The following is a 13,959-nucleotide window of genomic DNA, read 5'->3' on the forward strand; positions in this document are numbered from 1 at the left end:
GTAAATTAAGAATGTACACAGCAATGCCCTTTTCAGTGGGTAGTACAAACTCAACAGGCTGGAGTTTAGCTAAATTCAGCTTTGGTGTGATGTCTAACGACAAGACGTTCTGCGTCTACGCTCTTCAAGCACCAACTAATTTTCTCAACACCAGCTTTTCCGAAACATTCAATAGGTGATTAAACAACGCTTCTGGAGGTCACTTAATTATCTGAGAAAAAAGCGATTATACATCAATTAGGAATTTTTTAGGCGATCGCATTACATCCTTATTTGCCTAGTTCCTAAATCTACTCTGTGTTTATGCTGAAAGTTTGTTTGTGTTGCTTTTAGCTAAGAAACAAGAAGTTAATTGTTTTTTTCTAAAGTATTGTTACCGGATCGTGATATGATTCAGCTGACTGAATGTGCAGTCATAATAGTTAGCTGTACTGGTTTCAAGTCCCGTGAGCTTGTCAGAAGAACCAATTGCACCCACTCCGACAACACAACAAGATGCCCCATCTGGTTTTGAGGAAACAGAATCAGTAAGCACTTCTATGCAGGAGTTTCATCAACTCTATCAGAAGTTGTTGGTAATCACACTTGTTTTGACGGGGATTATATTTATCTCTGTGTGGATTTTTTATTCCTTAAACACTGCCCTGAATTATTTAATTGGGGCGTGTACAGGTGTGGTTTACTTAAAGATGCTGGCTAAAGACGTTGAGCAACTTGGCGCTGAAAAAAATCGTTTGAGCAAAAATCGTTTTGCTCTATTTGTTGGGTTGATTGTACTAGCAACTCAATGGCACGATCTACATGTACTGCCCATATTTTTGGGATTTCTCACATACAAAGCCACGCTCCTCGTTTATACGGTGCAAACTGCGTTCATTTCTGATTCTTAAAAAATCAGACTCACAAAGACAATACACCCATCCTCGCTTGTTGGGGAAAATGCTTGAAGAATGCAAATGCTTAGTGTCTTAAACGCCTTTAATTCTTTTCCCCTCGCCGAATTAGAAGTAGGTCAACATTTCTACTGGCAATTAGGCAATCTTAAAATTCATGGGCAAGTTTTTCTCACCTCATGGTTTGTGATTAGCATTCTAGTAGTGGCTTCCATTGCTGCTACTCGCAACATACAAAAAGTTCCCAGTGGTATCCAGAACTTAATGGAATACGCCCTGGAATTTATTCGTGATCTAGCAAAAAACCAACTTGGTGAGAAAGAGTACCGCCCTTGGGTACCATTTATTGGTACATTGTTCTTGTTTATCTTCGTATCGAACTGGTCAGGTGCGTTGATCCCTTGGAAGCTAATCAAGCTGCCATCGGGTGAATTAGCTGCTCCCACCAACGACATCAATACGACGGTAGCATTGGCACTGCTGACTTCCCTCGCTTATTTTTACGCAGGTTTCAGCAAACGTGGTTTGGGCTACTTCAAGAAATACATAGAGCCAACACCCGTATTGTTGCCGATCGCCATTCTCGAAGATTTTACTAAGCCCCTCTCCCTAAGCTTCCGTCTTTTCGGTAACATCTTGGCGGATGAATTAGTGGTAGCGGTGTTAGTCCTGCTCGTCCCTTTATTTGTACCTCTACCTGTAATGGCCTTGGGTTTATTTACCAGTGCCATTCAAGCCCTGGTGTTTGCTACCCTAGCAGGGGCATACATTCATGAGGCAATGGAAGGACACGGCGGCGAAGAGCATGAGGAGCATTAACGCCCTCAGTTGTTAGCACAGTTCCGACGAGCATCAATGCTCAAAACGTCGCAAAGCGCGATTTGCGAGAACTCGGTGCAGCGTGAAAAAACACGTCTTTGAGTAGTTAATTTACTTTTGTTTAGTTTTGTAATTAAAGCAAGGAAAATCAACATGGATCCATTAGTTTCTGCTGCTTCAGTTCTAGCTGCTGCTCTAGCAATTGGTTTAGCTGCGATCGGCCCTGGTATTGGACAAGGTAATGCTGCTGGTCAAGCAGTAGAAGGTATTGCCCGTCAGCCAGAAGCAGAAGGCAAAATTCGCGGTACTCTGCTGTTAACCTTGGCGTTTATGGAATCCTTGACTATCTACGGTCTGGTAATCGCCCTAGTACTGTTGTTTGCTAACCCCTTCGCATAAGAACTCAAAGTTTTGATTGTAGAGACGTGAATTATCACGCCTCTACATTTGAAAGACTTTGGGTATTATGTACTTTTAATGTCGTCTGACCCTTGTGGCTATGGGTCTCTAAAATACGAAAGGTTGGATAACATTGCTAGCCATGAAAACTGCTACTCCAGCCAAAGAGGAGAGAAATGTTTGATTTCGATGCTACTTTGCCCTTTATGGCATTGCAGTTCCTGCTGTTGGCAGCCTTGTTGAATGTAATTTTCTATAAGCCACTGACCAAAGTCCTGGACGAGCGCGATAATTACATCCGCACCAATACTCTTGAAGCCAAAGAGCGTTTAGCTAAAGCCGAACGCCTAGCTCAAGAATATGAACAGCAACTAGCAGAAGCTCGCAGGCAATCGCAAGCTGCTGTAGAAACAGCCCAGGCTGAAGCTAAGAAAATTACTGCCCAGAAAATTGCTGAGGCACAACAAGAAGCCCAAGCTCAAAGAGAAAAAGCTTCTATTGAAATAGACCAACAAAAGCAGGAAGCTATGCGTTCTTTAGAACAACAAGTTGATGCTCTTGGTAGGCAGATTCTAGAAAAACTGTTAGGGCCTAGTCTAGCTAGATAAGCTAAAAGATTATTGGACTAACGAAAGCATCAGCGCAACTGGGCATTTGTCCCAGAGCGCTTAATGAAGTGTCAAAACAGGCACTTTTTTCCTACGGGAACACAAAACTGATTAGCAAGCGAGCAGCGCACTTGTAGATGGGTATCATGGGCACTTTCTTATTACTTGCCGCAGAAGCTCAAGCTGTTCACTCTGAATTGGCAGAAGGCGCAGCAGAAGGTGGTTTCGGTCTAAACCTAGACATTTTAGAAACCAATCTGATAAACCTATTGATTCTGATTGGCATATTATTCTACTTTGGACGTAAAGTTTTAAGCAATATCCTGAACGAGCGCAGATCCAATATCGAAACTGCCATTCAGGAAGCAGAAGGACGCTTAAAAGAGGCACAAACCGCTCTTTCTCAAGCACAAGAACAGTTGACCCAAGCGCAAGCTGAGGCACAACGCATCCGTCAAGCAGCCGAAGAAAGCGCTCAGGCAACTAAACAAGCCCTGTTAGATAAAGCAGTGCAAGACGTAGAACGCTTGAAACAAACAGCAGCGGCTGATTTAAACACCGAAAGAGAGCGAGCGCTTACCGAATTGCGGCAGCGAGTAGCCGCTTTGGCATTACAAAAAGTCGAAGCACAACTGCGCTCAGGTGTTGGTGACGATGTTCAACAGGCACTAATTGACCGTAGCATCGCTCAGGTGGGAGGACGGTAATGAAAAGTAATATCGAAACAGCTGAAATCGCCCAGCCCTATGCACAGGCGTTGATGTCAGTAGCAAAGTCACAAAATCTGACAGAAGATTTCGGTAACGATGCTCGTTCCTTACTAGATTTGTTGCAAAATTCTCAACAATTGCGGAACTTTATTGACAATCCCTTTGTTGCCTCTGACAGCAAAAAAGCGGTAATCACTCAAGTCTTGGGTGAAGGTGGTAATCCTTACTTACGCAACTTTTTGCTACTTCTAGTAGACAAACGACGCATTTTCTTCTTAGACCAGATTTTAAAGCAGTATCTGGCATTGCTGCGACAGCTGAATCAAACTGTGTTAGCGGAAGTAAGCTCGGCTATTCCTCTTTCATCAGAACAAGAAGAAGCGATTAAACAGAAAGTCATTGCCATCACCAATGCTCGTCAAGTAGAACTAGAAACTAAAGTAGATAGTGAATTGATTGGCGGTGTGATTATCAAAGTAGGCTCACAGGTAATCGACGCTAGCTTACGTGGTCAACTACGACGCTTGTCTTTGAGCTTAACTAGTGGCTAGGAAGAAGGCAGAGGGCAGGAGTAAGAGAATTACTCAGCATTTTATTACTATCAAATTCGTCCGTGTTGCAAAAGAAAAATATACACTATGAGCATATCAATTAGACCTGACGAAATTAGCAGCATTATTCAACAGCAAATTGAGCAATACGACCAAGAAGTCAAAGTTGCTAACGTTGGTACCGTTCTGCAAGTAGGTGACGGTATTGCCCGGATTTATGGCCTAGAAAAGGCTATGGCTGGGGAACTTTTGGAATTTGAAGATGGCACCATTGGTATCGCCCAAAACTTGGAAGAAGACAATGTGGGTGCAGTACTTATGGGTACAGGTAATAATATCCAAGAAGGTAGCTCTGTCAGAGCTACTGGTAAAATTGCCCAAATTGGTGTCGGCGAAGCCCTAGTTGGACGGGTTGTTGATGCTTTGGGTCGTGCAATCGACGGAAAAGGCGACATCAAATCAACAGAAAGCCGTTTGATTGAATCTCCTGCACCCGGTATTATTGCGCGGCGTTCGGTACACGAACCCATGCAAACCGGGATTACCGCTATCGATTCTATGATTCCCATTGGTCGTGGTCAGCGGGAATTGATCATTGGAGACCGCCAAACTGGGAAAACTGCGATCGCTATTGACACCATCATTAACCAAAAAGGTGAAGATGTCGTCTGCGTTTACGTAGCCATTGGTCAAAAAGCTTCCACCGTAGCTAACGTAGTTCAAACCCTACAAGAAAAAGGCGCAATGGACTACACCGTAGTTGTTGCGGCTAGTGCCAGTGAACCTGCCACATTACAATATCTAGCTCCCTACACCGGTGCGACTATTGCTGAGTACTTCATGTACAAAGGCAAAGCCACACTGGTAATTTACGACGACTTGTCCAAGCAAGCACAAGCTTATCGCCAAATGTCCTTGCTGCTACGTCGTCCACCAGGACGGGAAGCTTACCCTGGAGACGTATTCTACATTCACTCCCGCTTGCTGGAAAGAGCCGCTAAACTCAGCGATGAGTTAGGTAAAGGCAGTATGACTGCTCTACCAATCATCGAAACTCAAGCAGGTGACGTATCCGCTTACATCCCCACAAACGTAATTTCCATCACCGACGGTCAGATATTCTTATCTTCTGACTTGTTCAACGCTGGTGTTCGTCCCGCTGTAAACCCCGGTATCTCAGTATCCCGTGTAGGTTCTGCGGCACAAACCAAAGCAATGAAAAAAGTTGCTGGTAAGATTAAACTCGAACTCGCGCAGTTTGACGACCTCCAAGCCTTCGCGCAATTTGCTTCCGACTTAGATAAAGCTACCCAAGACCAATTAGCCCGCGGTCAACGCTTGCGGGAATTGTTGAAGCAATCCCAAAACGAACCCCTGTCTGTAGCTGAACAAGTAGCAATTCTTTACGCTGGAATTAACGGTTACTTAGATGATATCGCTGTAGATAAAGTAACCACATTCACCAAAGGTTTCCGTGAATACCTGAAAACAGGTAAGTCTCCTTATTACCAAGCAGTACAAAGCAAGAAAGTACTTGCTGATGATGAAGAAGCCGCATTGAAGGCTGCTTTAGACGACTACAAAAAGACCTTCAAAGCAACAGCGTAATTAGTCATTGGTCATTAGTCATTAGTCATTGGTAAATAACTAATGACTGATGATAAAAGACAAATGATAAATGACTAAGGACAAAGGATAAAAATATGCCTAACCTCAAATCAATACGCGATCGCATTCAGTCGGTCAAAAACACCAAAAAAATCACAGAAGCCATGCGGCTAGTCGCAGCGGCGAGAGTACGTCGGGCGCAAGAACAAGTACTGGCTACTCGCCCCTTTGCTGACAGACTGGCCCAAGTTCTATATGGTTTACAAACCCGTCTGCGGTTTGAAGAAGCCAACCTACCTCTACTGAAAAAACGCGAAGTTAAATCAGTTGGTTTGTTAGTCATTTCTGGTGACAGAGGTTTGTGCGGTGGTTACAACACAAACGTCATCCGTCGTGCTGAAAACCGTGCCAAAGAACTTAAGGCAGAAGGTATCGACTACACATTTGTACTAGTTGGTCGTAAAGCTACTCAATACTTCCAACGTCGTGAACAGCCTATTGATGCTACCTACAGCGGTTTAGAGCAAATCCCTACCGCCGACGAAGCAAATAAAATTGCTGAAGAGTTGCTGTCTTTATTCCTCTCGGAAAAAGTAGACCGCATCGAATTAATCTACACTCGTTTCGTCTCCTTGGTCAGTTCTCGTCCTGTAGTTCAAACTTTGCTACCTCTTGATACCCAAGGTTTAGAAGCAGCAGACGACGAAATCTTCCGGTTGACAACTCGTGGTGGTCAATTTGAAGTTGAACGGCAAAAAGTAACGGCTCAAGTCCAACCTTTAGCCAGCGACATGATTTTTGAGCAAGACCCAGTACAAATTCTGGATTCCTTGCTACCCCTGTATTTGAGTAATCAATTACTACGGGCATTACAAGAATCTGCTGCTAGTGAACTAGCAGCGCGGATGACAGCTATGAGTAACGCCAGTGATAATGCTGGTGAATTGATTAAAAGTCTATCGCTGTCTTACAACAAAGCCCGACAGGCCGCTATTACTCAGGAACTCCTAGAAGTTGTCGGCGGTGCGGAAGCACTGACTTAGGGACAAGTTAATTGTTAAGTATAAAAAATAGCTAATTGCTGGTAAATTTCAAACCTAGCGATTAGCTATTTTTGGTTTTGAGGAGGTTTAGTTTTATACGGTTCATTGTAATTACTGCAATATAACGAGTAATAAGACCCTTATTGCTCAATCTACCTGTTTTTGGACTTAACAGAAAAGTATTGTATCCAGAGATGATATTGCCCTATATGCCGAATTTTTATTAATCTTTGTTATTATCTGTTTGGGTAATGTATCTTTCTATTTTTTCAGTAAACAAATCTGTTTCTGATTTCATTTTTTGAATTGATGCCAATAGTATTATTTTTATATTCTTATCTGTTGTATTAGAAATAATATCGAACATTATGTTTTGTAGATTTATTACCGTATCTGTTAAGCAGGTAAGCTTAAGTAAAGTTTGTTTAATACCATGATCTTGAGGTTTAATTCTAACAGGTGTGGCATAGCTAGGATTTTCCCTAAGTTCTATGTATATTATTCCTTTACGCTTTAAGAAATCAACAACTTTATATTTTTGCTTGGATAAAATAATTGAATTATCTTGATTATTGTTTACCAGCATATATTCTTTTCTACACTACTTCTTAGCTTTACCTGCTGCCAACGATTTTTCCTCCGTAAATGTATCAATTTTTCTAAAAAATCTAATGAATTATACCAATTCAAAAAATGTTTGCGACAGATAAGGCATTGAGGATGAAGTCATAACCAGTCAAAGAAGCAGCAATTTGAGGAGTGAGGAGAGCTAGGAGTTGAGCAACCTTGGTTTGCAGATGCTCGCCTGTTATCAAATAGCTCCCATTTCAAGTCTTGCTTGAGATATTCCCAAACGCGCTCTATGGGATTGAGTTCAGGAGAATGAGCAGGCTGGAACAAAAGAACAATATTCTCTGGAATTTGTAAACGTTTAGCTTGATGAAATAAGCCGTTATCAACTTGGAGAATGTTAAGTGATTTGGGATAACAGGCAGCGAACTCGTTCAAAAATTGTTGGTAGCATTCGGTATCAACATGAGAAAACTGCCAAAATAAACTTTCCCCAGTAAGTGGTTCAACTGCTCCATATAGCCAGAACGCTTTAAATTGCCACTGCCAATCACCAATAGGCTTAACTCCGGGAAGAGTAATTTTACGTCCTTCAATGGTTTTGAGTCCAAATCGACTCTCATCTTGTACAAAATAACGAATATTTTCGTACTGAGGCAAGATAATGGCACTGTATTGAGCAATTAATTGCAAGTCATCACCGAGTTTTTTTTAAAAGACTCTAGTTTTTCTTCGTCCTGTTTTCGGTTACGCGGACGTGGGACTTTCAGCTTGGCTTTGAGCCTGTAACGTGCCAGATGATGTACAGTTGCGTACTCAGCTTGCACACCCAAGGTTTTTTCTAACCAATGTTGTATTTGTGTGTACCGTTGAAACCCACCTTCTGGTTGTTCGAGTTGTTTTTTCAAACTCGATACAGCCCAATCTGGTATTGCTCTTTTTCGACCTGAACTCGTTCCAAATTCAACAACCGCCTCAATTCCTCCTTCTCGATAATCTGCCAACCATCGATGTACTGTAGCTCGATGTTTTCCCAAGATTTTAGCAATCTCACTTACACTCATTTCTTGCCCTTTAATCAGATATAGGGCTTGTATACGTTCTTTGCTCCGAGACTGTTTTTGATGTTTGAGCAACTTCTCTAGTTCCTCGACACTTTCTTCTATCTCGATTTGTGTTACCCCTACCATCACATACCCTGAATGCTACTTCTGTCTATTTTTACCATTTGTCGCATTCTTTTTTCAAATTGGTATTACTTATGTTATCCATTACCTCACAAGAAAGGTACACACCATAATAGTAGGTTAAGTTGAGTGATCGCTGCTTCTATCTCATTTAACTGGCGATCGCAAAAATTGTTTCTATCAAACACCCACAGCAATTGCTCAATTTACTTGTCAGGACAATGTGTGTATGATAGTTTAGTGTTGAGAGTAAAATCTATCTAAAATTTAAGTTATGAGTCACTCACCAGAATCTAGAACTGAACGAATAGACATTCGTACAAGTTCTAGCGTCAAAAAACTATTGCAACAAGCTGCGACTGCAAGTCATAAAAATGTAAGTGAGTTTTTATTAGAACACGGTTTAATTGCTGCTCAAAATGCTTTAACAAATCGTAAAATCTTTGCGCTAGATGATGAACAATGGCAAGCTTTTCAAAATGCCCTCGATTCTCCCACAACAGACAAACCCCGTTTGCGTCGTCTATTAACTGAGCCAAGTGTATTTGAGTAATTTCCTTTGAATAATCTATATATTGAGAAGTTATCAGCCGACCATAATATTCAAGACTTTGATTGTGGAAAACCTGCCTTAAATTATTTTTTAATCAATTACGCTTTACAAAATCAACAATCCGATAGTTCAAAAACTTATGTAGCCTGTATCGATAATAATGTTATTGGTTACTATACTCTCACTGTAGCTTCTGTTATTCATCAAGATGCACCACCTCGAATTATTAAGGGCTTACCAAAATATCCTGTACCGGTGGCTCTTTTAGCACGTCTAGCAGTCAGTAAAAATTTTCAAGGTAAGAGAATAGGCAGTGGTTTATTAAAAGACTGTCTCAAACGTGTTAATGCAGCCGCAGATATCTTAGGCATTCGAGCTTTGTTAGTTCATGCTAAAGATGAGCAAGCACAAGTATGGTATGAAAATTTTAATTTTGAGCCTAGTCCCACTGATCCTTTACATCTATTTCTAATGCTGAAAGATATTCGGAATATGCTGAAATAATCTTACTTCAGTAATTTGAGATTGGATGCTAAGAAAGTGTCATAGCGATCGCCAGTTTACAAAAATCATAAATTGGAAGGTGCGATCGCTTTTTAAATTAGAAGAAAAATCAGAATCTCTCTCCCCTACGGACTAGATATAAAACTTAGGTGTGTAACACTTTAGTAGGTTAAACGCTGACAGAGTGTTAAAATCCGGTGACAATTGCTAGAGTAAAACGTTAGAGACAGCAAACTCCTTAAAGAAAAGCAAGATTTACTCATTACGGCTCAAGTTCCGAAGTTCTTCAAGTAACGATATATTTGAGTATCTGTCCCGCACACAATCTACTTTTTGTTGTTAAATCTATGAAATCTTATTTAGCCGCCGCTATTCAAATGACAAGCGTGCCTGATTTATATAAGAATTTGGCACAAGCAGAAGAATTAATTGAGCTTGCTGTGCGTCGAGGTGCTGAATTAATCGGACTACCAGAAAACTTTTCTTTTATGGGAGAGGAAAAAGATAAACTCGCCCAAGTAGAAACTATCACCTGCGAAACAGAGCAATTCCTCAAAAAAATGGCTCAACGCTTCCAAGTAACGATTTTAGGCGGCAGCTTTCCAGTTTTAGTAGAAGATACAGGCAAAGTTTATAATACTTCCACACTGATTGATCTGAGTGGTCTAGAAATTGCCCGTTACCAAAAAGTACATTTATTTGATGTAAATGTTCCCGACGGGAATACTTATCGTGAATCTAGCACTGTCGTAGCTGGTACACAATTGCCATCAGTATATTTTTCCGAAGAACTGGGCGGTATTGGTCTTTCTGTTTGTTATGATGTGCGCTTTCCAGAATTATATCGGCATCTATCAAATAAAGGAGCCGATGTGATGTTTATTCCCGCTGCTTTTACCGCTTTCACTGGCAAAGACCATTGGCAGGTATTATTACAAGCAAGAGCAATTGAAAATACTTGTTATGTGATTGCACCTGCTCAAACTGGCACAAACTACGCCCGTCGCCAAACCCACGGACACGCTGTGATTATTGATCCTTGGGGTGTCATTTTAGCTGATGCTGGTGAAAAACCCGGAATTGCGATCGCAGAAATTAACCCCTCTCGTCTAGAACAAGTTCGTCGTCAAATGCCCTCTTTACAACACCGAGTATTTGGCTAAAGTGTGAAGTCTGAAGTGTGAAATTGTATCCTTCAGACTTCATCTTGAAATATTTCCCTACTCACTATCTTTAATACTTTCCAGTAAACTCCTCAACATTAGATAAGACGAAGTTGCACCTGGATCTTGATGTCCAATACTTCGTTCTCCCAGATAACTAGCACGTCCTTTTTTAGCCAGCATCGGTTTGGTATTTTCTAAAGCTTGTTCTGATATTACTACAGCTTGTTGTATTGCAGCTAAAGAGTCTTTGCCTTCCTCAACTGCGTGCCTAAAAGCTACTACAGCCGGAGACAGAACATCAACCTTTTGTCTTCTAATTGAGCCTTACCGCGTTGTAAAACTCCATCTAAACCAGCTTGCAGTAATTCTAGTAACTCTTGTGTAGTTAATTCTTGCTTACCAGCCGCTACAGAACTTGCTTTCAAAAACAGGGTGCCGTATAAAGGGCCACTAGCACCACCAACACTAGAAATTAGAGTTATACTAACAGTTTTCAAAATACTGCCAATATCTTGATGAGTTACTGTTGGTAACTGACTCATCACCTTTTTAAAACCACGACTCATATTAATACCGTGGTCAGCATCACCGATCACTGCATCTAAGTTAGTTAAATATTCTTTATTTTGTTCTATCTCAGATTCAAAGATTTTTAACCATTGGAGAATCTGGGCTTGAGTGACCATATCAAATACCCCATCGCAGACTTGGCGTGTGTACTGGTGCATCCCACAACTGGATCAGTTCATCATCCAACTTGAGCAATGTAATTGAGCAACCCTGCATTTCTAAAGACGTAATATAGAACCAATTTGACATCTTTTAGGGTATTGAAGTAAAGTGGCGGCAAAAGCCATATCCAGAAGCCATGCCGTACTCTAGCAGCCTAACAGATGAAGAATGGGAAATTCTAGAACCCCTACTGCCGACTATATTGCCTGCGAAGAAACAGACTAGACCCTCGAACTGGACAAAAAGAGAACTCTTAGATGGCATCTTCTATCAACTAAAGAATGGCTGCAATTGGGAAAACTTACCCCAGGACTTGCCCCCTTACTCAACTGTATACTGGCATTACAAGCAGTGGCGGGCCCAAGGAGTGATAGAAGAACTAATGAGAGTTTTACATGGACAAGTGCGTGAACAGGTAAAAAAAAGCCAAGTGGACGACGTTGATAATTATCGACTCTCAAGCGGTGAAAAATACCTGTAATGCTCGCATTACATCGAAAGGATATTGTTTCTACAAATCGACGAATGGCATTAAAAGACATCTAGCGGTTGATACCCTGGGTTTTCCCTTCTTTACTCACTGCACCAAAGCAAATGTGTCTGACGATATGGGTTTGATTGAGATGTTGACTAAAAACATCGATTATTTCCAATCGAAACCCGTCAATATTCCCAAAATCACCATTCTGCTAGACCACGGTTATCATCCTGAGTATTTGAGGGAGGAGCTAGAAAAAGTTTATCCCCAAATAATGACGAAAATCAGGTTTGAACTTTCGGCAAAACCATCAAAACAAGAAAAGAAAGAACTAGGGATATCTGGGTTTGTTCCGGTGGCTGCGAGGTGGGTAATTGAACGCTCAAATGCCTGGATGGAGAGATGCAAAATTTTTGTCAAGGACTTTGAGAGAACTCTAGTTAATGCAACTGCCAAGGTTAATCTTTGTTTTATTCGGTTGATGCTTAAGAGGCTTGCAGCCTCTTCTTAGATGTCAAATGAGTTCTATAAAGGATGCCCGCCCCACCATCTACCTGTTGAGATGCAGCCAGCATTTGGTCGGGAGTAGGTGAAGTGAATATCTCTCCTGGACAAGCTGCATCTAACATTCCCTGACCCACAAACCCAGCGTGCATAGGTTCGTGTCCGCTACCTCCACCTGAAATAATTGCCACTTTACCCCGTATTGGTGAATTGGCTCTGTAGACAAAGGTAGGGTCATAGTTGACTTTGATTAAATCTGGATGGGCGATCGCCCATCCAGCCAGACTTTCTTTTACAAAATCTTCTGGCTGATTGATCAGCTTTTTCATTATCTGTATTTAAGAAGGTGCTACAGATTTAGAATAAAACACCAAGACGCACCAGACATTGTATGCTCATCTCTTGGAAAACTAAAACTATCACACTTTGTTTCTTAATCAATGCGATTGCCTATATTTTGGAATCAACTTATTGAGGACACCCTCGTAAGCAATTTGAAAACTCTGTAGTCTCCAACAAAAATGGCACTTTAAAATGTAAATTTAGGAAATTTCTCAATAATCAACTAAAAAACACCTTATAAACCAGCAATGTTTCTATTATACTCAACTTAAGCTCATTTTTGTTTTTTGTATTTGAGTTTTTTACCTTTCCAGAAATGGTCAGAAAAAAATTTGCCAAACTCCCCGCCTGGGGAGTACGCACGCAAGTGTGAAACTCAACTTTCCAGAAATGGTCAGAAAAAAATTTGCCAAACCCTTGACGTTCCTATAATCAGTTGTTAACCTAGGTAAGTGTTAAGGCAAGAGCCAAGACAACTGAACCGAGAAAAAGCAATACTTTGAAAGCCTAAAAATAAACCAATCCTCGTCAAGTAAATTGGTTTTGGGATATCCCAAAAACTTAAAAATTATAGCATAGCAAGGAATCTGGAAAGCAAGTTTTTCCAGATAACAAACTCGAAACAATTCAAAACGGAGAGTTTGATCCTGGCTCAGGATGAACGCTGGCGGTATGCTTAACACATGCAAGTCGAACGGTCTTTTCGGAGATAGTGGCGGACGGGTGAGTAACGCGTGAGAATCTAGCTTCAGGTCGGGGATAACTACTGGAAACGGTGGCTAATACCGGATGTGCCGAAAGGTAAAAGGCTTGCTGCCTGAAGATGAGCTCGCGTCTGATTAGCTAGTTGGTGTGGTAAGAGCGCACCAAGGCGTCGATCAGTAGCTGGTCTGAGAGGATGATCAGCCACACTGGGACTGAGACACGGCCCAGACTCCTACGGGAGGCAGCAGTGGGGAATTTTCCGCAATGGGCGAAAGCCTGACGGAGCAATACCGCGTGAGGGAGGAAGGCTCTTGGGTTGTAAACCTCTTTTCTCAAGGAATAAAAAAATGAAGGTACTTGAGGAATAAGCATCGGCTAACTCCGTGCCAGCAGCCGCGGTAATACGGAGGATGCAAGCGTTATCCGGAATGATTGGGCGTAAAGCGTCCGCAGGTGGCGATGTAAGTCTGCTGTTAAAGAGCAAAGCTTAACTTTGTAAAAGCAGTGGAAACTACATAGCTAGAGTACGTTCGGGGCAGAGGGAATTCCTGGTGTAGCGGTGAAATGCGTAGAGATCAGGAAGAACA

General features: G+C 41.6%; 16 protein-coding genes, 1 rRNA gene and 3 pseudogenes (1 of these 20 only partly in view). 14 read left to right on the top strand and 6 right to left on the bottom strand.

Annotated elements, in window-relative coordinates; translation table 11 throughout:
• Positions 1-446: 446 nt before the first annotated feature.
• The 8 genes from NOS7107_RS09395 (at position 447) to NOS7107_RS09430 (ending at position 6,631) form a co-directional block, all read left to right on the top strand.
• A complete protein-coding gene (locus tag NOS7107_RS09395) occupies positions 447-890 on the top strand; it encodes an ATP synthase subunit I (RefSeq protein ID WP_015112742.1) in 444 nt (147 codons plus the stop codon).
• A gap of 60 nt (positions 891-950) precedes the next feature.
• Complete coding sequence (gene atpB, locus NOS7107_RS09400; RefSeq protein WP_015112743.1) at positions 951-1,712, top strand: F0F1 ATP synthase subunit A; 762 nt, start codon at positions 951-953, stop codon at positions 1,710-1,712.
• A 153-nt stretch (positions 1,713-1,865) separates the two neighbouring features.
• A complete protein-coding gene (gene atpE / locus NOS7107_RS09405; protein ID WP_015112744.1) occupies positions 1,866-2,111 on the top strand; it encodes an ATP synthase F0 subunit C in 246 nt (81 codons plus the stop codon).
• Between the two features lie 176 nt (positions 2,112-2,287).
• A complete protein-coding gene (locus NOS7107_RS09410) occupies positions 2,288-2,719 on the top strand; it encodes a F0F1 ATP synthase subunit B' (RefSeq protein ID WP_015112745.1) in 432 nt (143 codons plus the stop codon).
• A gap of 137 nt (positions 2,720-2,856) precedes the next feature.
• Positions 2,857-3,426 carry a F0F1 ATP synthase subunit B gene (locus NOS7107_RS09415; RefSeq protein ID WP_015112746.1) on the top strand — a complete coding sequence of 190 codons (570 nt, stop codon included), beginning with the start codon at positions 2,857-2,859 and terminating at the stop codon, positions 3,424-3,426.
• Positions 3,426-3,980: an ATP synthase F1 subunit delta gene (gene atpH, locus NOS7107_RS09420; protein WP_015112747.1), complete on the top strand. Its 555-nt coding sequence runs from the start codon at positions 3,426-3,428 to the stop codon at positions 3,978-3,980. The genes NOS7107_RS09415 and atpH overlap by 1 nt, the downstream gene beginning before the upstream one ends.
• 87 nt (positions 3,981-4,067) lie before the next feature.
• Entirely contained in the window at positions 4,068-5,588 is a 1,521-nt protein-coding gene (gene atpA, locus NOS7107_RS09425) for a F0F1 ATP synthase subunit alpha (protein ID WP_015112748.1), read from the top strand.
• Positions 5,589-5,683: 95 nt separating this feature from the next.
• Positions 5,684-6,631, top strand: a complete 948-nt coding sequence (locus NOS7107_RS09430; protein WP_015112749.1) for a F0F1 ATP synthase subunit gamma — start codon at positions 5,684-5,686, stop codon at positions 6,629-6,631.
• A gap of 223 nt (positions 6,632-6,854) precedes the next feature.
• On the opposite strand, the gene NOS7107_RS09435 is transcribed toward NOS7107_RS09430, so the two are convergent.
• The 3 genes from NOS7107_RS09435 to NOS7107_RS09445 form a co-directional block, all read right to left on the bottom strand.
• Positions 6,855-7,217: a hypothetical protein gene (locus NOS7107_RS09435; RefSeq protein WP_015112750.1), complete on the bottom strand. Its 363-nt coding sequence runs from the start codon at positions 7,215-7,217 to the stop codon at positions 6,855-6,857.
• Positions 7,218-7,357: 140 nt separating this feature from the next.
• Positions 7,358-7,894 (bottom strand): IS630 family transposase, encoded by a 537-nt coding sequence (locus tag NOS7107_RS09440; RefSeq protein ID WP_083889664.1) that lies wholly within the window; start codon positions 7,892-7,894, stop codon positions 7,358-7,360.
• Positions 7,885-8,391 carry a helix-turn-helix domain-containing protein gene (locus NOS7107_RS09445; RefSeq protein ID WP_044499669.1) on the bottom strand — a complete coding sequence of 169 codons (507 nt, stop codon included), beginning with the start codon at positions 8,389-8,391 and terminating at the stop codon, positions 7,885-7,887. Before NOS7107_RS09445 ends, NOS7107_RS09440 begins: the two co-directional genes overlap by 10 nt.
• A gap of 271 nt (positions 8,392-8,662) precedes the next feature.
• On the opposite strand from NOS7107_RS09445, the gene NOS7107_RS09450 reads away from it, so the two are divergent.
• From NOS7107_RS09450 to NOS7107_RS09460, 3 genes are all read left to right on the top strand, one after another.
• Complete coding sequence (locus NOS7107_RS09450) at positions 8,663-8,941, top strand: DUF1778 domain-containing protein (protein WP_015112751.1); 279 nt, start codon at positions 8,663-8,665, stop codon at positions 8,939-8,941.
• A 6-nt stretch (positions 8,942-8,947) separates the two neighbouring features.
• Positions 8,948-9,445: a GNAT family N-acetyltransferase gene (locus NOS7107_RS09455; RefSeq protein WP_015112752.1), complete on the top strand. Its 498-nt coding sequence runs from the start codon at positions 8,948-8,950 to the stop codon at positions 9,443-9,445.
• Positions 9,446-9,792: 347 nt separating this feature from the next.
• Positions 9,793-10,608, top strand: coding sequence for a carbon-nitrogen hydrolase family protein (locus NOS7107_RS09460; protein WP_015112753.1), 816 nt, complete (start codon positions 9,793-9,795; stop codon positions 10,606-10,608).
• 57 nt (positions 10,609-10,665) lie between these two features.
• Here NOS7107_RS09460 and dhaL read toward each other — a convergent pair.
• Positions 10,666-11,297: pseudogene (dhaL, locus tag NOS7107_RS09465) on the bottom strand (dihydroxyacetone kinase subunit DhaL).
• Position 11,298: 1 nt separating this feature from the next.
• Positions 11,299-11,415: pseudogene (locus NOS7107_RS27740) on the bottom strand (dihydroxyacetone kinase subunit DhaK); the annotation flags it as partial.
• Between the two features lie 64 nt (positions 11,416-11,479).
• Between NOS7107_RS27740 and NOS7107_RS09470 the strand changes: the two are divergent.
• Positions 11,480-11,824, top strand: a complete 345-nt coding sequence (locus NOS7107_RS09470; RefSeq protein WP_015111482.1) for a transposase — start codon at positions 11,480-11,482, stop codon at positions 11,822-11,824.
• A complete protein-coding gene (locus tag NOS7107_RS09475) occupies positions 11,784-12,332 on the top strand; it encodes a transposase (protein ID WP_015112754.1) in 549 nt (182 codons plus the stop codon). The genes NOS7107_RS09470 and NOS7107_RS09475 overlap by 41 nt, the downstream gene beginning before the upstream one ends.
• A gap of 16 nt (positions 12,333-12,348) precedes the next feature.
• On the opposite strand, the pseudogene NOS7107_RS09480 reads toward NOS7107_RS09475, so the two are convergent.
• Positions 12,349-12,654 (bottom strand): annotated as a pseudogene (locus NOS7107_RS09480) (dihydroxyacetone kinase subunit DhaK); the annotation flags it as partial.
• Between the two features lie 642 nt (positions 12,655-13,296).
• Here NOS7107_RS09480 and NOS7107_RS09485 point away from each other — a divergent pair.
• A 16S ribosomal RNA gene (locus tag NOS7107_RS09485) occupies positions 13,297-13,959 on the top strand; it runs 826 nt beyond the window's last position.

Source organism: Nostoc sp. PCC 7107 (assembly GCF_000316625.1).
Taxonomy (GTDB): domain Bacteria; phylum Cyanobacteriota; class Cyanobacteriia; order Cyanobacteriales; family Nostocaceae; genus Nostoc_B.